Raw genomic sequence first — 17910 nt, forward strand, 5'->3', positions numbered from 1 at the left:
CCGGGACCCTGCCGGCGCTGGGGAGGCCCGCCCCTCATCGGGGCGTCATGGTTCCAAATCCACCGCGGCGGAGGGCGAAGCCGCCTCCTTGAGTCCGTCCAACGCGGAGCGCCACGGCAGGGCCTTCATCAGGACATGGTTGGCGATGTGCCGGTGGGAGGCCTGCTCCGGCAGGAGCGTCAGCAGCGCGGGCAGGGTGATGTCGACGTTCGTCGTTGATTGCGCATCGAGGAGGGTGGCGCCGCGCGCCCAGAGGGCTGGGTGCAGGGACGTGTTGCAGCCGTCCGTGTCCGTCTCCAGCGCCACGTAGGCGTCACGATAGGCTTCCCTCGCGTAAGGCTCCACGACGCGGGCAAGGACGATGCCCTCCGTGAGGCCAATGCAGCGGCCCACGGGCGGGCTGCCGCAAATCCGGGCCTTCTTGCCGGTCTCGGGCGCCATGGCGACGAGTGAGAACAGGGGCGCGGCCATGGCGATGGCCTTGATGCGCTCGCTGTCTTCGGCGCGCATGGGCTTCCATTCGGCGGGAGGCGCGTCCATGGAGGCGCGGGCCTCCTGCTCGTACCCCAGGATGGACGTGGCGATGACCGCACCGAGCGACGTCTCCGTCCGATACGCCAGCCACGCCAACTGTCGCGCGTCACGCGCTGCTTCCAGGGGCGCTCCTTGTTGGACGCCGTGGCGGAGCCGGAGGCTCGCCCAGTTCAGCAAATCGATGACGTGAGGTTGGGCTGGACCGAACAGGGTGACGGGGCCATCGCCCGGCGCGGAAAGCCCCGGCGGTGTCCAGCGGTCGAATTCGTGGAGCCGTGCCATCCAGCCAAAGTCCACGCTGGACAGGTCTGTCTCCAGGGACAGCCAGTGTCCGTCGTCCAGCGCCTGCTTCACGGGGGCGGGAATGCGAAGTGGCGAATCCACCGGCAGCGCCCCTTGGGCATCTGGTGTCAGCCAGGGATTGAGGAGGGCACCCGCGTCCTTCTGGGGACGTGCCTCGTGGAACCACGCATCGGCGGACACGGCCGTCGATGCTTCACAATAGGCATTCAATTGACCTTCGATTTCGGTCCGGAAGGGCGCGACGGCGCTCTCATCCAGATGCCTCATCCAGGCATGGAGCCCAAACCAGGCGCCCATGGCGAGCAGCCCCAGACCGCCGACTCCCCACGCGACGGCCCGCAGTGCGACGCTGCCACGTGGACTCCGGCCCCCTCTCAGTGTCAAACGCATATCCCGCCACCCTATATCAACCGATGGCGGGTATGGATTTCCGTGTCAGGATTCCGCGGCGAAGTCCTCCGCCTCGTCGGGCACCGCCTTGAGCGGGGCGCCGTCCGGCGTGCTGTACTCCTTGAGCCGGTATTGAATCTTGCGCACGCTGATGCCCAGCACCTCGGCGGCGCGCGACGTGGAGCCCTGCACCATCTCCAGCGTGCGCAGAATCGCCTCTCTTTCGATGAGCGCCAGCGTGGCGCCAGGGATGAGGGCGCCCGTGGATGTCCCATGCGGCCGGGGCCCGCGCAGCACGGGGGGCAGGTCATCCGTCGTGAGCTCCTGGGCCTGGGCCAGCACCACGGCGCGCTCGATGGCGTTCTCCAGCTCGCGGATGTTGCCCGGCCAGTCGTGGGACAGCAGCGCCTGAAGCGTCCCGGGCGCAAGCCCTCGCACCTGCTTGCCGTAGGCGTCGCTGTACTTCTCCAGGAAGTGGTTCACCAGCGCGGGGATGTCGCTCTTGCGGTCCCTCAGCGGCGGTAGCGTCACGCTCACCACGTTGAGGCGGTAATAGAGATCCTCGCGGAACCGGCCCGCCTTCACCTCGGCCACCAGGTCCCGGTGCGTGGCCGCGACGATGCGCACGTCGACCTTCAGGGACTGGGTGCCGCCCACGCGCTCGAACTCGCGCTGCTGGAGCACCCGCAGCAGCTTCACCTGCACGGCGGGGGAGATTTCACCAATCTCATCCAGGAAGAGCGTGCCGCCGTCGGCCAGCTCGAAGCGGCCTTCCTTCCGGGCCAGCGCCCCGGTGAACGAGCCCTTCTCGTGGCCGAACAGCTCGCTCTCCAGCAGGTTCTCCGACAGGGCCGCGCAGTGCACCCGGATGAAGGGTTTGTCCTTGCGTGGCGACTCCTGGTGCAGGGCCTGGGCAATCAACTCCTTGCCCGTGCCCGACTCGCCCAGGATGAGCACCGTGGCGCGCGTGCCCGCGGCCCGGCGGATGACGTCGTAGATGCCCTGGAGTTGGGGCGACTCGCCGATGATGTCGTGGAAGCGGCGGACGCGCGAGCGCACCTGGTCCCGCAGGGCCTCCGCCTCCTGTCGCAGGCTGCGTTTCTCCAGCACCTTGCCCAGCGTGACGAGCACCTGGTCCGCGTCCAGCGGCTTGAGCAGGAAGTTGTCCGCGCCCGACTTCATCGCCTCGACGGCCGTCTCCACGCTGGCGAAGGCCGTCATCATCACGAACGTCGCGTCGCTGCCTTGCTCGCGCGCCGTCTTCAGCAGCGTGAGTCCGTCCATCTGCGGCATGCGCACGTCGGTGAGCACCACGGCGGGGGAGAACTCGCCGATGCGGACCAGCGCCTCCGCGCCATTGGCGGCCTCGGCCACCTCATAGCCTTCCTCATTCAGGATGGTGGCAATCGCCCGGCGGGCATTGTCCTCATCGTCGACGACCAGGATGCGCTGTTGGGACATGGGAGAAGAAAGGCCTTTGCTGTCAGGTCAGGTTGCGGAAGCTCTTACCGTGGGCGCGCCCGGTCCGATGATACGGGCGTGCCAGGTCTCCACCACCGGTTCGATGCGGGGCGTGATGTTGACGACGGAGCTGGGGAAGCAGTGCGCGGGGAGCTCGGAGAAGATGAGGCGGACCGCCTCCGCGTCGGCCTCCGTGGAGACGGCCACGTGGGGCCTCACGATGAGGTCGGTGAGGTGGGGTGGCTGGTCGGCGCCGCACACGACGCGAGCCACCGCGGAGCTCTGGTAGAACAGCACCCGCACGTCCGCCTCGCGGGCCTGCTCCAGGAAGGCCAGCAGGGTGCGGCCCTCCACGGCGCCCACCAGCAAGGCCTCCGGAGACCAGGGTCCCATGGCCACCGAGTCCTGCCCGGACAGGGGCTGGCCAATGGGCACGGGCGGCGCACGGTCGCTCGTCAGGATGGCGCCCCGTTCTCCCTGCCAATAGAGGCGCGTTTCGTACTCAGTGATGGTCACGTTCGTCACGGGCTCACCTCCACTGACGCCAGAGCAGGCAGTGCCCCTTCAACGCGCATGCCGCGCGAGTGCTTCTTTCGGGACGCCGCATGGGTACCGGGGTGCCGGGCCTGCGAGGAGCGGAACTCATGGCCAACCGAAGCGGCGGGGCACAGCCGGTTTCATGAGGCTAACCAGCGAACAGGCGCTCAACATCAGGGGAACCCCCGACTTCATGGGTGAGGGCGGGGCGCGCCCGGTGTCGCATGCGGGCTCAGGCGTTGAACTCCGCGGCCAGTTCGTGGCGGTCCTGCTCTTCGATGAGATAGCGGGCGTAGCGCACCAGGTCCGCCTCGGTGAGGAGCCCTTGGAGCGTGCCCGTCTCGTCCACCACGGGCAGGCAGCCGTATTTGTGGTCGAGCATCATTGTCACCGCGCGCTTGAGCGGCGTTTCCGGGCGCACCGTCTTCACGTCCCGAGTCATGATGTCCGCGGCCCACAGCGGGTGCGCGGCCGGGTCGTTGGCGTGGGTGGCGGCGGCGCGCAGCAGGTCGCGGTGGGTGATGAGGCCCACCAGCTTGTCCTGCCGCACCACCGGCAGGTGACGGATGCGGTGCAGCCGAAGCAGCTCGTCCGCCTTGGCCAGGTTCTGCGTCTCCTTGAGCGTGACCACGTCGCGGGTCATCAGCTCTCCGACAATCTGCATGGGGCTCTCCGGGCTGAGGGAACGGTGTCGCCCCTGTGCGTTTTGCATCTCCGGGGCCAACGGGGCTGCCCCAGGGAACGGTGTTTCCCGGCCTCGGAACGCGCAAGGTTTGCGCGAAGGCGCGCTTCCCCGCAGGCATTGCGCGGGTGACAGCGCCTGGCGCCCACGGGCCGGTTGCTGGCGGCCCGCCTGTGCGCTACATGCTCACCTCGTCGCTAGGGGTGCCCTTGTAGGGGCTGAGACGGCCGTGGTCACGGCCAACCCTTGGAACCTGAACCGGTTAATACCGGCGGAGGGAAGCGGCCCGGGTGGCTTGCTGCCCCCCGACCGTCTGCCCGTCCGCCTTCTCAGAGGAGAAGCGAGATGAGCGGAGCATCCAGAAGCCTCAAGGTCGACGGCAAGGTGCTGGAGGGAATCAGCCGGGGGCCGCTGCCGGCCTCGCGCAAGGTGTACGTGCCGGGCCAGCTTCACCCGGACCTGCGCGTGCCGCTGCGGGAAATCAGCCAGACGTCCACGCGCCACGGCCATGGGCCGGACGCGAAGGAGACGGCCAACCCGCCCGTGCACGTCTATGACTCCAGCGGGCCGTACACGGATCCGTCGGCGGCGTTGGACCTGCGCCAGGGGCTGCCCGCGCCGCGCGAGGCGTGGATCCTGGGCCGCAATGACACCGAGGCGCTGCCGGGCGTCAGCTCCGAATACGGCCGCGCGCGTGAAGCGGACCCGCGACTGGCGGGCCTGCGCTTCTCCCACCGGCGCAAGCCGCGTGTGGCGAAGGTCGGCGCCAACGTCACGCAACTGCACTACGCGCGCAAGGGCATCATCACCCCGGAGATGGAGTACGTGGCGCTGCGGGAGAACCTCCAGGTGGAGGCGTCGCTCGCGGCTCAGCATCCGGGCCAGTCGTGGGGCGCGTCCATTCCGCGCGTCATCACGCCGGAGTTCGTGCGCGACGAAATCGCCCGGGGCCGCGCCATCATCCCGGCGAACATCAACCACCCGGAGCTGGAGCCGATGATCATCGGCCGCAACTTCCTGGTGAAGATCAACGCCAACATCGGCAACTCGGCCGTCACGTCTTCCATCGAGGAAGAGGTGGAGAAGATGGTGTGGTCCATCCGCTGGGGCGCGGACACGGTGATGGACCTGTCCACGGGGCGGAACATCCACGAGACGCGCGAGTGGATTCTCCGCAACGCGCCGGTGCCCATCGGCACGGTGCCCATCTACCAGGCGCTGGAGAAGGTGGGCGGCAAGGCGGAGGACCTCACGTGGGAGCTCTACCGCGACACGCTGGTGGAGCAGTGTGAGCAGGGCGTGGATTACTTCACCATCCACGCGGGCGTGCTGCTGCGCTACGTGCCCTGGACGGCGAAGCGCCTCACCGGCATCGTCAGCCGAGGCGGCTCCATCCTCGCCAAGTGGTGCCTGGCCCACCACCGGGAGAATTTCCTCTACACGCACTTCGAGGAGATCTGCGAAATCATGAAGGCGTACGACGTCAGCTTCAGCCTGGGGGACGGGCTGCGGCCGGGCTCCATCGCGGACGCCAACGACGCGGCGCAGTTCGGCGAGCTGGAGACGCTGGGCGAGCTGACGAAGATCGCCTGGAAGCACGACGTGCAGGTGATGATTGAAGGCCCGGGCCACGTGCCCATGCACCTCATCCAGGAGAACATGACCAAGCAGTTGGCCGTGTGCGGCGAGGCGCCTTTCTACACGCTGGGGCCCCTCACCACGGACATCGCGCCGGGGTATGACCACTTCACCAGTGGCATTGGCGCGGCGATGATCGGCTGGTTCGGGACGGCGATGCTCTGCTACGTGACGCCCAAGGAGCACCTGGGGCTGCCGGACCGGGACGACGTGAAGGAAGGCGTCATCACGTACAAGATCGCCGCCCACGCCGCGGACCTGGCGAAGGGGCACCCGGGCGCTCAGGCCCGGGACAACGCGCTGTCCAAGGCCCGGTTCGAGTTCCGCTGGGAGGACCAGTTCAACCTCTCCCTGGACCCCGAGCGCGCCCGTGCCTTCCACGACGAGACGCTGCCCGCCGAGGGCGCCAAGGTGGCCCACTTCTGCTCGATGTGCGGTCCTCAGTTCTGCTCGATGAAGATCACGCAGGAGGTGCGTGACTTCGCGGAGAAGCAGGGCGTGAGCGAGGGCGCCGCGCTCCAGGCCGGCTTCGAGGAGAAGAGCGAGGAATTCAAGAAGGCGGGGAGTCAGTTGTACCGCTCGGGCGGGTGACCCAGCGGATCACCTGTCCGGGACGTGACAATCCATGACGGTGCGTGTCATGGTGGACCCGCTGGGCGCGCTCTTCGCGCCCGAGACATCTTTGGAGGGGATTTTCAATGGAGACTCCGCCGCAGGATCAGATGGGTTCGTTCATCAGTGGCTCGCCGATGCCGACCCAGGATGAGAAGACGATGGGGCTGCTCGCTCACATGGGCACCATCCTGGCCAACTTCGTGGGCCTGGGCTTCGCCGTGCCGCTGGTGCTCATGCTGACGAAGGGCAAGGAGTCCTCCTTCGTCCGCGCTCACGCCGTGGAGTCGCTGAACTTCCAGATCACGGTGTTCATCGCGGCCTTCGTCAGCGCGCTCACCCTGTGCATCGGCATTGGCGCCGTGCTGGTGCCCATCGTCGGCATCGTGGCCATCGTCTTCGCCATCATCGCGGGCCTGAAGGCGAACGAGGGTCAGCTCTACAAGTACCCGGTCAACATCCGACTGGTGAAGTAGCACGCCGTTCCGGACCCACGACTCGGGCCGGAACACTCGGGCGGGCCATGCGCGAAGGCGCGGGCCCGCCCGTCGTGTTTTCAGCCGCCAATGCCCATCATGGACAGCAGCGTGGCGCCGTTGCCGGGCTCGGTGAAGCGGTGGCCCTCGGGCTTGTCACCCAAGGCGCGGCGGATGGCCACGGCCAGCTCCACGTCGGTGGCGCCGCCCCGGATGAGCTGGTGCAGCGGCGCCTGTGCGCGTCCGCCCAGGCAACTGCGCAAATCGCCGTTGGAGGCCACGCGCACGCGGTTGCAGCCGCCGCAGAAGTTCTGCGTCAGCGGGGAGATGAAGCCCACGCGGCCCGAGGGGGCGCGCCAGTAGCGAGCGGGGCCCGCGGTGGCCGCGTCCTGCGCGTCGTCGGGCTCGAGTTCCAGCGGCAGGCCCGAGGCCTTCAGGTGTTCCACCAGCTCCGCGGTGGGCACCGGCGTTCCCTGGCCAAAGGGCATCAGCTCGATGAAACGGAGGACGAAGCCGCGCGCGTGCGCGAAGTCCACCAGCGCGGGCGCCTCTGAGTCGTTCACCCCGCGCATGACGACGACGTTGAGCTTCAAGGACGCGTAGCCCGCCGCGGCCGCCGCGTCGATGCCGCGCAGGACGGCGGCGAAGTCTCCCTGCTTGGAGATGCGCCGGAACGTCTCCGCGCAGAGGGTGTCCAGGCTCAGGTTGAGCTGGGTGACGCCGGCCTCGCGCAGGGGCACGGCGAGCCGCTCCAGGTGGCTGGCGTTGCTGGTGATGGCCAGGTGCTGGATGCCGGGCACCGAGGCGATGCGCCGCGCGATGTCGAGGATGTCCGGGCGGATCATCGGCTCGCCGCCCGTGAGTCGCACGCGGCGGATGCCCATGCGCGCGAAGACGCTGGTGATGCGCTCCAGCTCCTCGGGGCCCAGCAGGTCGCGCTTGCCACCCCACGAAGCGGGCGAGCAGTAGCCGCACCGGAAATTGCACCGGTCGGTGATGCTCAGCCGCAGGTACGTCATCCGCCGCCCCTGCGCGTCCTGCAAGGGCGGGGCGAGCGCGGAGGTCGCGGGCTGGGGAGCGAGGGTCGTCACGGCGGGCCTGACCTCATAACAGCGGGCCCTGGGACGGTCATCTCTTCCAGCCCGGGCCTCGCTTCGCTCACCCCTTGTTGCCCGCCGCCGAACGAACGACGGCCGGCTTGGGCTCGTCATCGTCGCTGGCGGAACGTCCGGACACCGCGTCCACGTCGTCGTCCAGGTCGGTGAGCCGGGCCAGCTCGGCCTCGGCGTCGTTCGCGTCCTGTTCGGCCTGCGGAAGCTGGAGCTTCTTCGTCGCCATCTCCTGCTTGATGCGGATCAACCCTTCCTCGCCAATGTCGAGGAACGCCCGGACGACCTCCGGATCGAACTGCGTGTTGGCGCAGCGCTTGATCTCCTGGATGGCGTTGGTGAACGTCGTGCCCTTGCGGTAGGGCCGGTCGCTCGTCATCGCGTCCAGCGTATCCGCCACCGCGAAGATGCGGGCGCCGATGTGGATCTCCTGCCGCTGCAGGTTGCGCGGGTAGCCAGCGCCGTCCCAGCGCTCCTGGTGCGAGAGGACGATGGAGGCGGGCGTGTCCAGGAAGGGAATGGCCTGGATCATCTGGAAGCCGATGTCCGGGTGCTTGCGCATCTCCAGCCACTCGTCGGGCGTGAGCTTGCCCGGCTTGAGCAGCACCGCGTCCGGCACGCCAATCTTGCCGATGTCGTGCAGCAGCGCGCCGCGGCCAATCTCCTCCAGGTCCTTGCCCTGGATGCCCATGCGGGTGGCGATGGCGGACGTGTAGCTCACCACGCGCTGGGAGTGGTCGCTCGTCTCGTGCTCGCGGGCGTCCAGCGCGGCGACCAGGGCCAGCAGCGTGTTCTGGTACGTGTTGGCGATGTCGCGCAGGGCGCTGCGCAGCTCGGCCGTCCTGTCCCGGACCTTGCGCTCCAGCTTCTTCTGGTAGCGCTTGCGGGCCATCTCGATGCGGCGCTTGGCCAGCGCGCGTTCGATGGCGCGGATGAGATCCGTGAGCTTGGGCGGCTTGAGCAGGTAGTCCACCGCGCCGCGCCGCAGACAGTCCACGGCGGACTCGGTGTCACCGTAGCCGGTGAGCATGATGACGGAGGTGTCGGGGAGCCGCTCGCGCAGGTTCTCCAGCAGCCAGAGACCGTCCTTGCCCGGCATCTTCATGTCGCTGATGACGAGCGGTGTCTCTTCCTCGCCCGCCAGGTCCAGGGCCATCTCGGCCCCGTTGGCGACGACGCAGTTGTAGCCTTCCTCACGCAGCAGGACGGAGATGACGTCGCGTACGGAGTCGTCATCGTCGACGATGAGGATTCGGGGTGGGGCAGGGGGGATGGCTTCCACGGCGAGAGATTCTAGAGGTTTCCGGGTTTCATTGGCCAACGCGTACGGGAATTTAGCACCGGATCAGGGTTCACGGCTGATCGTTCGGTGCACGGGGCGAGCAGCCGACCCCTGGCGGCGGGTGGGACAGGCGGGCGTGAAGTCCGCTCCCGCCCCAGAAATCCGCCCCCGGAACCGCTTGGCTGTCCGCTCGTATTCCCGAGGACCGCGGAAATGCGGGAGACCTTGCGGGCCAGGGGGCTCCTGCCTGGCTCCCGACCCTTGACGTCGGGCGGCTTCACGCGCGGGCGGGGGCGGCGGCGCGGTCATACCGGAAGGGCGCCAGGTCCACCGCCGCCTTTTCACCGAGCACGGCCTGCGCGACGAGCTTCGCGGTGATGGGCGCCAGGAGGATGCCGTTGCGGAAGTGTCCCGTGGCCAGGAAGAGTCCCGGAACGGGCCCTTCGCCCAAATAGGGACGCTTGTCCTCGGTCCACGGGCGGAAGCCGGCCCAGGTCTCCGTCACTGGAGCGGATCCCAGTTCCGGACACAGCTCCAGGGCCATGTCCAGGATGCGCGCCAGTCCCGCGGCCGTCACCTGCTTGTCGAAGCCCACCAGCTCCATGGTGCTGCCCGCGATGACCCGGCCATCCGTGCGGGGCACCAGGTAGCCCTTCTCGGAGACGAGGACGCGCTCCATCAGGGGCAGCCGTGTCTGGAATTGAACCATTTGCCCCCGTGCGGGGCGCACCGCCCGCGCCTCCACACCCGCGCCGTGGACCAGCGCGGACCACGAGCCCGCGGCCAGCACCACCGCGCCGGCGCGCAGCACTTCACCATCCAGGTCCACGCCCACCGCGCGTCCGCCTTCCTGCACCACGCCGCGCACGTAGCCGCTGCGGAACTCCGCACCCACGCGCGCGGCGGCCATCGTCAACGCGCGCACGAGGAGCCGGTTGTCCACCTGGTGATCATCCGGGAAGTGCGCCGCCCCCACGGCCTTCTCGGAGAGTCGCGGCTCCAACGCGCGCGCGCTGGCGCCGTCCAGCAGCTCCGCGCGAAGGCCCATGCCCCGTTGCCATGCCACCGTGGCATCCAGGTGATGCAGTCCGGCTTCATCGAAGGCGACCTTGAGGATGCCGCTGGGGCGGTAGGCCACGTCGACGCCGGACAGCTCGCGCAGCTCCGCGGCGAAGGCGGGGTAGAGTCCCCGGCTGCGGAGGCACAGCTCCAGGAACGCCCCCGGCCCTTCCGACTCCATCTGCGGCGCGAGCATTCCCGCGGCGGCGCTGGACGCCTCCGCCCCCGGGATGGAGCGCTCCAGCACGACGACGCGAACCCCGGCCTGCCGAAGCCGCAGCGCGATGCCGCAGCCCATGATGCCCCCGCCCACGATGATGACGTCCGAGACTTGCATGGGCGCTTCCTGCTCGCCCCGGCGGGTGTTTGCAAGCGTCACGCGGCCTCTGTCCGGGGCCCGGTTGACGACGGCCGGCTTTGTCGTTACTCATGCCGTAATGCTCTCCGCGTCCCTTCATCACCATCATGCGCATCACCGGCTCGGCCCCGACGGGACCGTTCGCCATGCGCATGCCTGGGTGAGACGCTAGACGCACCCACCCGGCACCTGCCGCAGCGACCGAAGGCCCGTCCCCCCAGGACGGGCCTTTTTTCGTTTCCGCGTCGTCCGTTCCCTCGCCGTTTCGAAGGTTCCCATGCAGCTCAAGATTGCGTTGCCCAACAAAGGCCGCCTCGCCGACGAGGTGCGGGAGTTGTTCAACGACGCGGGCCTGGAGGTCCGCGCCCGCGGCGAGCGCGCACTCACCGCGTCGTTGGGAGGTGAGTTCGAGGCCATCTTCGTCCGCGCCCAGGACATCCCGGAGTTCGTCGCGGACGGCGCGGCCCACGCGGGCGTCACGGGCTGGGATTTGGTGAACGAGGCCGGGCGCGAGCTGGACCTGCTGATGGACCTGGAGTTCGGCCGCTGCCGGCTGGTGGTGGCCGCGAGGGAGGAGAGTGGCCTCGCGACGCCGGACGACGTGAAGGAGGGGATGCGCGTGGCCTCCTGCTTCCCCCGGCTGACGCAGGAGTTCTTCGCGAAGCGGGGCCAGCGCGTCACCGTGGTGCCGGTGTCGGGCGCCGCGGAGATCGCGCCCCACCTGGGCATCGCGGACATCGTCGTGGACCTGACGTCCACGGGCTCCACGCTGAAGATGAACGGCCTGCGAGAGGTGGCCACGGTGCTGGAGTCCAGCGCCCGGCTGGTGGCGTGCAAGGGCAACACGGTGGACGCGCAGCGCAAGCTGGGCGAACTCACACAGGCGTTGGGCTCGGTGCTGGCCGCGCGCGACAAGCGCTACCTGATGGCCAACGTGCCGAAGGACGCGCTCATCCAGGTGCGTGAAGTGCTCCCCGGCCTCAACGGCCCCACGGTGGTGGACGTGCTGGACGGAGGGGACTTCGTGGCCGTGCACGCGGTGGTCCCCGCGAAGACCATCTACCGCACCATCAACGCGCTGAAGTCCCTGGGCTGTGAGGGAATCCTCGTCACCCGCATCGAAAGGTTGATGGCGTAATGGCCACCCTCGCTTCCTCGAACTTGAGGTACCGCGGTCCCTTGTCCTCGCTCGCGCGGGAGGACCTCCGCCGGCTGATGGATCGCTCCGCGGGTTCGGATGCGCGCGTGGCGACACGCGTGCGTGAACTCATCGCCCGGGTGCGCGCCGACGGTGACCGGGCGCTCTTCGAACTCGCGCGGCAGTTGGACCGCGTGGAGTTGAAGGCGTTGGAGGTGCCCCGCTCGGTCTGCGAAGCGGCGCTCGCCGCGCTGGAGCCTTCCGTGCGGGAGGCGCTGGCCCGGGCGGCGCGCAACATCGCGCTGGCCCATGTGCCCCAGAAGCCTCACCTGGTGGAGGTGGAGACGGAGCCTGGCATCTTGGTGGGCCGACGTCCGGACCCCCTGGGCCGCGTGGGCGTGTACGCCCCGGGTGGGCGCGCCGTGTATCCCAGCAGTTTGTTGATGGGGGTGGTTCCCGCCAAGGTGGCGGGGGTGGGCGAGGTCATCGTCTGTTCGCCACCGGGGCCGGACGGCTTGCCGCACCCCAGCGTCCTGGCGGCGGCGGCGCTCGCTGGCGCGGACCGCGTCTTCGCCCTGGGCGGCGCGGGGGCGGTGGCGGCCATGGCCTACGGCACGGAGAGCGTGCCTCGCGTGGACCGCATCGTGGGGCCGGGCAATGCCTACGTGGCCGAGGCCAAGCTCCAGGTCGTGGGCGCGGTGGCCATCGAAGCGCCCGCGGGGCCCAGTGAAATCCTGGTGGTGGCCGACGCGTCCGCGAATCCCTCCGCGGTGGCGCGCGAGATGTTGGCGCAAGCGGAGCACGACCCGGAGGCCGCGTGTGTGACGCTGGCGCTGGGGGAGTCGCTGGCGGAGATCATCGCCCAGGAGGTGGACCGGCTGGCCGAGCGCGCGAAGCGCTGGGAGATCGTCACCTCCGCGCTCGGCTCGCGTGGCGCGGTGCTGAGTGTTTCTTCGCTGGAGGAGGCGTGGCCCTTCGTGGCGGACTTCGCGCCGGAGCACCTGCTCATCGCCACCGAGTCCTCGCAGGAGGACCTGCGGCACGTGCGCAACGCGGGCACCGTCTTCCTGGGGGAGCGTTCGTCGGTGGCCTACGGCGACTACATGACGGGCTCCAACCACGTCCTGCCCACCGCGGGGCTCGCGAGGGCCTACTCGGGCCTCAACCTGCTCGACTTCTACCGGTGGACCACCTACCAGCGCGTGGCGCCCCGCGCGGCGGAGTCGCTGGCGGAGGACGTGGGCCGTCTGGCGGACAGTGAAGGGCTCTTCGCTCACGCCGACGCGGCGCGCGCGTGGGGGCGGCCATGATTCCCCAGCGGGCCTCGTATCGGGACATCCCGTTGTACGCGCCGCCGAAGCGGCCGTGCCGGGTGGACCTGAGCGACAACACCAACCTCTTCGGGGTGCCGCCCTCCGTGGAACGGGCATTCCACGCCGCGGTGTCCCGCGTGCCGCGTTATCCCCAGGGGTACGCTCCGGACCTGCGTCGGGCACTCGCCGCGTCCATTGGCGCGCGGCCCGAGGAATTCACGACGGGCTGCGGCTCGGATGACGTCATCGACTCCGCGCTTCGGGCCTTTCTGGAGCCCGGTGACACGCTGGCGTTTCAGGACCCGACCTTCGTCATGGTGCCGTTGTTCGCGAAGGTGAACGGACTGCGCCCCGTCCCCGTTCCCCTGACGGCCACCTTCGACGCGGACGCGGACGCGTTGCTCGCGACAGGGGCCAAGGTCATCTACCTGTGCTCACCGAACAATCCCACGGGCACCGCGTTGTCGCGAGATGCCGTGGAGCGCGTGGCCCGAGAAGCACCTGGCCTCGTCATCATTGACGAGGCGTATGTGGACTTCGCGCCGGGAACGGACGCCCTCGACCTCGCCCGCGCGCTGCCCAATGTGCTGGTGACGCGCACCTTCTCCAAGGCCTTCGGGCTGGCGGGGCTCCGGGTGGGATGGGGCGTCGGGTCGCCCGCGCTCGTGGCGGAGGTCGAGAAGGCGCGCGGGCCCTACAAGGTCACCAGCGTGGCGGAGGCCGTCGCCTGCGAAGTGCTCACGAAGGATGCCGACTGGGTGCGGGCTCGCGCGGAGGAGGCGGTCTCCTGCCGGGAGCGTCTGCGTGGCGAGCTCACAGCGCTGGGCCTCTCCGCGCTGCCGTCGGCCGCCAACTTCCTGATGGTCCCCCTGCCGGGCGCGTTGGCGGTCGCGGAGCGGATGCGTGCGCGGGACGTGAATGTGCGGGCCTTTCAGGCGCTGACCGGCGTGGGGGATGCGCTGCGAATCGGCGTGGGGCCCTGGCCCTTGATGGAGACGGCGCTGGCGGCGCTGCGGGAGTCACTGCGATGAGAGTCACCTTGTTCGACTACGGTGCGGGCAATCTCCACTCGTTGGCCAAGGCCCTGGCCACGGCGCCGGGCGCGGAGGTGCGCGTGCAGGAGGATCCGCTGCGCGCGCTGGACACCGACGTGCTGGTGTTGCCGGGTGTCGGGGCCTTCGGCGCCGCGATGGCCCGGCTCGAGCCAGGACGGGAGGCCATGCGAGCGGCACTGGAGGACGGCTTGCCGTGCCTGGGCATCTGCCTGGGCATGCAGTTGCTGTTCGAGGGCAGCGATGAAGGTGCCGGCGTGGGGCTCGGGTACTTCCAGGGGCAGGTGACGCGGCTCATGGCGCGGCGCGTACCGGAGATGGGCTGGAACCAAGTGGAGGATGACCGCACGCTGTCCAGCGCGCGCCTGGACACGGTGTACTACGCGCACAGCTACGTCTGCCGCGCCGCGGACGCGTCGTGGGTGACGGGATGGACGACCCACGAGGGAGACCGATTCCCGGCGGCCGTTCGAAAGGGGAACGTGGTGGGCGTGCAGTTCCACCCGGAGAAGTCCTCCTCGGCGGGTGTGCGCTTCGTGCAGGCCTTCCTCCAGGAGGTGTCGCGGTGATCGCGATTCCAGCCATCGACCTGCGCGAGGGCGCCTGCGTCCAACTGGTGGGGGGCTCCTACGCGGAGGAGAAGGTCCGCGTGGACGATCCGCTGGAGGCGCTGAAGCAGTGGCGGAGTCACGGCTTCGGCACGTTCCACGTCGTGGACCTCGACGCCGCGTTGGGCAAGGGCTCCAACGCGGATGCCATCTTCCGGCTGACCGCGTACGAGCGGGGCCTCACGTTCTCGGTGGGCGGCGGAGTGAGGGACACGGACCGGGTGGAGGCCGTGTTGTCGGGTGGCGCCGCCTCGGTGGTCGTGGGCACCCGGGCCATCGAGGACGTGGCCTGGCTCGCGGACATCGCCCAGGCGTATCCAGGCCGTGTGGTGGTGGCCGCGGACGTGAAGGGCCGCGAGGTCGTCACGCGCGGCTGGACGGAGGGCAGCGCGCGCGACGTTCGCGATGTCCTTTCGGTGTTGGACCCTCTGCCTCTGGGCGGCCTGCTGGTCACCGCGGTCCACAAGGAAGGCCAGTTGTCGGGCGTGGACCTGCCCCTGATGCGGGAGGTGGCGAGCTCCAGTCCGCACCGCCTCTACGCCTCGGGCGGCGTGACGACGTTGGAGGACCTGCGCGCCCTGGCGGACGCGGGGCCTATGGGGCGGTCATTGGCATGGCGCTGTACACCGGACGGCTGGATGCGAGCGCCGTCGCTCGGGAGTTCGCGGGATGACCACTGTCATTCGAGAGACGAAGGAGACGCAGGTCCACGTGGAGCTGGCGCCAGGCAAGGGCGCCACGCAGGTGGACACGGGCCTGAAGTTCTTTGACCACATGCTGGCCACGTTCGCGCGGTACGCGGGGCTGGACCTCACGTTGCGCGCGCGCGGTGACCTCACCCACCACATCATGGAGGACGTGGCGATCACGCTGGGCACCGCGGTGCAGCAGGTGATTCCCGCCACGGCGGCGCGGTTCGCCGAGCGCACCATCCCCATGGACGACGCGCTGGTGCAGGCCTGCCTGGATGCCGGAGGCCGCTTCTACTACCAGGGCCCGTTGAAGAACCGGCTCTACGAGCACTGGATGCGCTCCTTCAGCGAGCACGCCCGGGTGACGCTGCACCTGCGGGTGCTGCGCGGCAAGGACAGCCACCATGCGACGGAGGCCGCGTTCAAGGCGCTGGGGCTCGCGTTGCGCGACGCCATGGTGGACTCGGGGTCGGTGTTCAGCATGAAGGGCTCCGTGTCCCTGGAGGTGAAGTGATGCTGACGCGGCGGCTCGTCGTCTGTCTGGACGTGAAGGGCGGTCGGGTGGTGAAGGGCGTACGGTTCGAGGGCCTCCGCGACGTGGGGGATCCGGTCGAGCTGGCCCGGCGCTACGAAGCGGAAGGGGCCGATGAGGTGACGTTCCTCGACATCTCCGCGAGCGCGGAGGAGCGGGAGACGTTGTGGGAGTTGGTCCAGCGCACCGCGGAGCAGCTCTTCATCCCACTGGCGGTCGGTGGCGGCGTGCGCACGGTGGAGGACGTGGGCCGGGCGCTTCGAGCGGGCGCGGACAAGGTGAGCATCAACTCGGCGGCGGTGGCCCAGCCCTCGCTGCTCACCGCGTGCGCGGAGCGCTTCGGCTCACAATGCGTCGTCGCCAGCATCGACGCGAAACGGGAAGGCGAGCGTTGGCGCGTCTACACGCATGGGGGCAAGAAGCCCACGGACCTGGACGCGGTGGCGTGGGCTCGCGAGTGCGTGGCGCGTGGGGCAGGGGAGGTGTTGTTGACGAGCATCGACCGGGATGGCGCGCGCCAGGGCTACGACCTGGCACTCACCCGGGCGGTGTCGGACGTGGTGGACGTGCCGGTCATCGCCTCGGGCGGGGCGGGGAGCGCGGGACATGTTCGGGATGCCTTCCAAGTGGGCGGCGCGGACGCGGCCCTGGTCGCGGGCATCCTGCACGATGGCCTCACCACCGTGGGCGCCATCAAGACGCTGCTCCGTGAGAGCGGCCTTCACATTCGGAGCGTGACATGACGGACGCAGCAACGCTGATGCAGGCGGCGGCGGAAGTGGCGCGGACGGCCGGAGACGTGGCGCTGGGCTTCTTCCGCGCGGGTGTCTCGGTGGACACGAAGTCGGATGGCTCGCCGGTGACGGTGGCGGACCGCACGGCGGAGTCACGGGCACGCGAGTGGCTGGAGGCGCGCTTCCCCCAGGACGGCATCCTGGGCGAGGAGTTCGGCGAGACGCGGCCGGGCGCGAAGCGGCGGTGGATTCTGGACCCCATCGACGGGACCAAGACCTTCATCCGGGGCGTACCGCTGTGGGGCACGCTGGTGGCGCTGGCGGAGGGAGATTCCATCCTCGTCGGCGCCGCCTATTTCCCCGCGGTGGGGGAGCTGCTGGTGGCCGCGCCGGGGCAGGGCTGCTTCTGGAACGACAAGCCCGCGCGTGTGTCGTCGCAGGCGGACCTGGCCCGGGCCGTGGTGCTGTCCACGGATGAGCGCTTCCCCGTGTATCCGGAGCGAGGGGCCGCGTGGCGCGCGCTCGCGAAGGACGCGGCGGTGGACCGCACCTGGGGGGATTGTTACGGCTACTTGCTGGTGGCCACCGGGCGCGCGGAGGTGATGGTGGACGAGCTGCTGTCGCCCTGGGACGCCGCGGCCTTGCAACCCATCATCGACGAAGCCGGTGGCGTGTTCACCGACTGGACGGGAAAGCGCACCGCCTTCGGAGGCAACGGCATCGCGACGAACGCGGCGCTGGCGGGGCTGGTTCGACAGCGGCTGGGCGCCGTGGAGCCACGCGGATGATCAACCTGGACGCGCTCGACTTCTCGAAGGGCAACGGCACGGTGACGGTCGTGACACAGGACGCACGCACCGGCGATGTGTTGATGGTGGCCCACGCCGACCGTGAGGCGTTGGAGCGCACGCTCGCCTCCGGCGAAATGCACTACCGCTCCCGCACCCGCGGCCCCTGGCACAAGGGCGCCACCAGCGGGAACGTGCAGCGCGTGGTGTCGCTCCACGCGGACTGTGACGGGGACGCGGTGCTGGCACGCGTGGCGCCAGCGGGCCCCGCGTGTCACACCGGCGAGGAGACCTGCTTCGGACCCGGCAGGTGGGATGCACTGGCCGCGTTGGACGCCACGCTGGCGCAACGCGCCGCCCCCACGCCCGCTGACACCTCACCGCCGAGCTACACACGACGGCTGCTCGAAGACAGAAACCTGCGCTTGAAGAAGCTGGGAGAGGAGGCCGCGGAGCTGGTGACCGCGTGCGCGGATGCGGATCCAACGCGCGCGGTAGAGGAGGCCGCCGACCTGCTCTACCACGTGCTCGTCGCCATCCGTCCCCTGGGGCTCACGCTGGACGACGTCAAATCCATCCTCGCGCGTCGGGCCTCGCGCTGAGGCGTGACGA

17 protein-coding genes, 1 pseudogene and 1 riboswitch are annotated in these 17910 nt (G+C 69.5%); of the genes and pseudogenes, 11 read left to right on the forward strand and 7 right to left on the reverse strand.

Annotation, left to right across the window (positions count from 1 at the left end; translation table 11 throughout):
* Nucleotides 1-45 precede the first annotated feature (45 nt).
* The 4 genes from A176_RS12815 to A176_RS12830 form a co-directional block, all read right to left on the reverse strand.
* Nucleotides 46-1134: a hypothetical protein gene (locus A176_RS12815; RefSeq protein ID WP_044889108.1), complete on the reverse strand. Its 1089-nt coding sequence runs from the start codon at nucleotides 1132-1134 to the stop codon at nucleotides 46-48.
* Between the two features lie 138 nt (nucleotides 1135-1272).
* Nucleotides 1273-2688, reverse strand: a complete 1416-nt coding sequence (locus tag A176_RS12820; RefSeq protein ID WP_002638535.1) for a sigma-54-dependent transcriptional regulator — start codon at nucleotides 2686-2688, stop codon at nucleotides 1273-1275.
* A 27-nt stretch (nucleotides 2689-2715) separates the two neighbouring features.
* Entirely contained in the window at nucleotides 2716-3213 is a 498-nt protein-coding gene (locus A176_RS12825; RefSeq protein WP_002638534.1) for an OsmC family protein, read from the reverse strand.
* A 244-nt stretch (nucleotides 3214-3457) separates the two neighbouring features.
* Entirely contained in the window at nucleotides 3458-3889 is a 432-nt protein-coding gene (locus tag A176_RS12830) for a CBS domain-containing protein (RefSeq protein ID WP_002638532.1), read from the reverse strand.
* Nucleotides 3890-4096: 207 nt separating this feature from the next.
* Nucleotides 4097-4204, forward strand: a riboswitch (TPP riboswitch).
* Between the two features lie 48 nt (nucleotides 4205-4252).
* Between A176_RS12830 and thiC the strand changes: the two genes are divergently transcribed.
* Both thiC and A176_RS12840 read left to right on the forward strand, forming a co-directional pair.
* Entirely contained in the window at nucleotides 4253-6136 is a 1884-nt protein-coding gene (gene thiC, locus A176_RS12835) for a phosphomethylpyrimidine synthase ThiC (RefSeq protein WP_002638531.1), read from the forward strand.
* Between the two features lie 107 nt (nucleotides 6137-6243).
* On the forward strand, nucleotides 6244-6633 hold the full coding sequence (locus A176_RS12840) for a DUF4870 domain-containing protein (protein ID WP_044889109.1): 390 nt from the start codon (nucleotides 6244-6246) through the stop codon (nucleotides 6631-6633).
* Nucleotides 6634-6713: 80 nt separating this feature from the next.
* On the opposite strand, the gene moaA is transcribed toward A176_RS12840, so the two are convergent.
* The 3 genes from moaA to thiO form a co-directional block, all read right to left on the reverse strand.
* Nucleotides 6714-7724 (reverse strand): GTP 3',8-cyclase MoaA, encoded by a 1011-nt coding sequence (moaA, locus tag A176_RS12845; RefSeq protein ID WP_002638529.1) that lies wholly within the window; start codon nucleotides 7722-7724, stop codon nucleotides 6714-6716.
* 67 nt (nucleotides 7725-7791) lie between these two features.
* Nucleotides 7792-9024, reverse strand: coding sequence for an HD-GYP domain-containing protein (locus tag A176_RS12850; protein ID WP_002638528.1), 1233 nt, complete (start codon nucleotides 9022-9024; stop codon nucleotides 7792-7794).
* Between the two features lie 277 nt (nucleotides 9025-9301).
* Nucleotides 9302-10420, reverse strand: a complete 1119-nt coding sequence (gene thiO, locus A176_RS12855; RefSeq protein WP_002638527.1) for a glycine oxidase ThiO — start codon at nucleotides 10418-10420, stop codon at nucleotides 9302-9304.
* Between the two features lie 298 nt (nucleotides 10421-10718).
* Between thiO and hisG the strand changes: the two genes are divergently transcribed.
* From hisG to hisIE, 9 genes and pseudogenes are all read left to right on the forward strand, one after another.
* On the forward strand, nucleotides 10719-11579 hold the full coding sequence (gene hisG, locus A176_RS12860; protein ID WP_002638526.1) for an ATP phosphoribosyltransferase: 861 nt from the start codon (nucleotides 10719-10721) through the stop codon (nucleotides 11577-11579).
* The gene (gene hisD, locus A176_RS12865) at nucleotides 11579-12889 is read left to right on the forward strand and encodes a histidinol dehydrogenase (protein WP_044889110.1); all 1311 of its coding nucleotides are present in this window, start codon (nucleotides 11579-11581) and stop codon (nucleotides 12887-12889) included. Before hisG ends, hisD begins: the two co-directional genes overlap by 1 nt.
* The gene (locus tag A176_RS12870) at nucleotides 12886-13923 is read left to right on the forward strand and encodes a pyridoxal phosphate-dependent aminotransferase (protein WP_002638524.1); all 1038 of its coding nucleotides are present in this window, start codon (nucleotides 12886-12888) and stop codon (nucleotides 13921-13923) included. Before hisD ends, A176_RS12870 begins: the two co-directional genes overlap by 4 nt.
* Nucleotides 13920-14513: an imidazole glycerol phosphate synthase subunit HisH gene (gene hisH, locus A176_RS12875; protein ID WP_002638523.1), complete on the forward strand. Its 594-nt coding sequence runs from the start codon at nucleotides 13920-13922 to the stop codon at nucleotides 14511-14513. The genes A176_RS12870 and hisH overlap by 4 nt, the downstream gene beginning before the upstream one ends.
* A pseudogene (locus A176_RS12880) lies at nucleotides 14510-15225 on the forward strand (1-(5-phosphoribosyl)-5-[(5-phosphoribosylamino)methylideneamino]imidazole-4-carboxamide isomerase). The gene hisH and the pseudogene A176_RS12880 overlap by 4 nt, the downstream one beginning before the upstream one ends.
* Nucleotides 15222-15758 carry an imidazoleglycerol-phosphate dehydratase gene (locus A176_RS12885; RefSeq protein ID WP_002638521.1) on the forward strand — a complete coding sequence of 179 codons (537 nt, stop codon included), beginning with the start codon at nucleotides 15222-15224 and terminating at the stop codon, nucleotides 15756-15758. Before A176_RS12880 ends, A176_RS12885 begins: the two are co-directional and overlap by 4 nt.
* Nucleotides 15758-16519 carry an imidazole glycerol phosphate synthase subunit HisF gene (gene hisF, locus A176_RS12890; RefSeq protein ID WP_002638520.1) on the forward strand — a complete coding sequence of 254 codons (762 nt, stop codon included), beginning with the start codon at nucleotides 15758-15760 and terminating at the stop codon, nucleotides 16517-16519. Before A176_RS12885 ends, hisF begins: the two co-directional genes overlap by 1 nt.
* On the forward strand, nucleotides 16516-17298 hold the full coding sequence (hisN, locus tag A176_RS12895) for a histidinol-phosphatase (RefSeq protein WP_002638519.1): 783 nt from the start codon (nucleotides 16516-16518) through the stop codon (nucleotides 17296-17298). Before hisF ends, hisN begins: the two co-directional genes overlap by 4 nt.
* Nucleotides 17295-17900 (forward strand): bifunctional phosphoribosyl-AMP cyclohydrolase/phosphoribosyl-ATP diphosphatase HisIE, encoded by a 606-nt coding sequence (gene hisIE, locus A176_RS12900; protein ID WP_002638518.1) that lies wholly within the window; start codon nucleotides 17295-17297, stop codon nucleotides 17898-17900. Before hisN ends, hisIE begins: the two co-directional genes overlap by 4 nt.
* Nucleotides 17901-17910 lie beyond the last annotated feature (10 nt).

This window comes from Myxococcus hansupus, from assembly GCF_000280925.3.
Classification (GTDB): domain Bacteria; phylum Myxococcota; class Myxococcia; order Myxococcales; family Myxococcaceae; genus Myxococcus; species Myxococcus hansupus.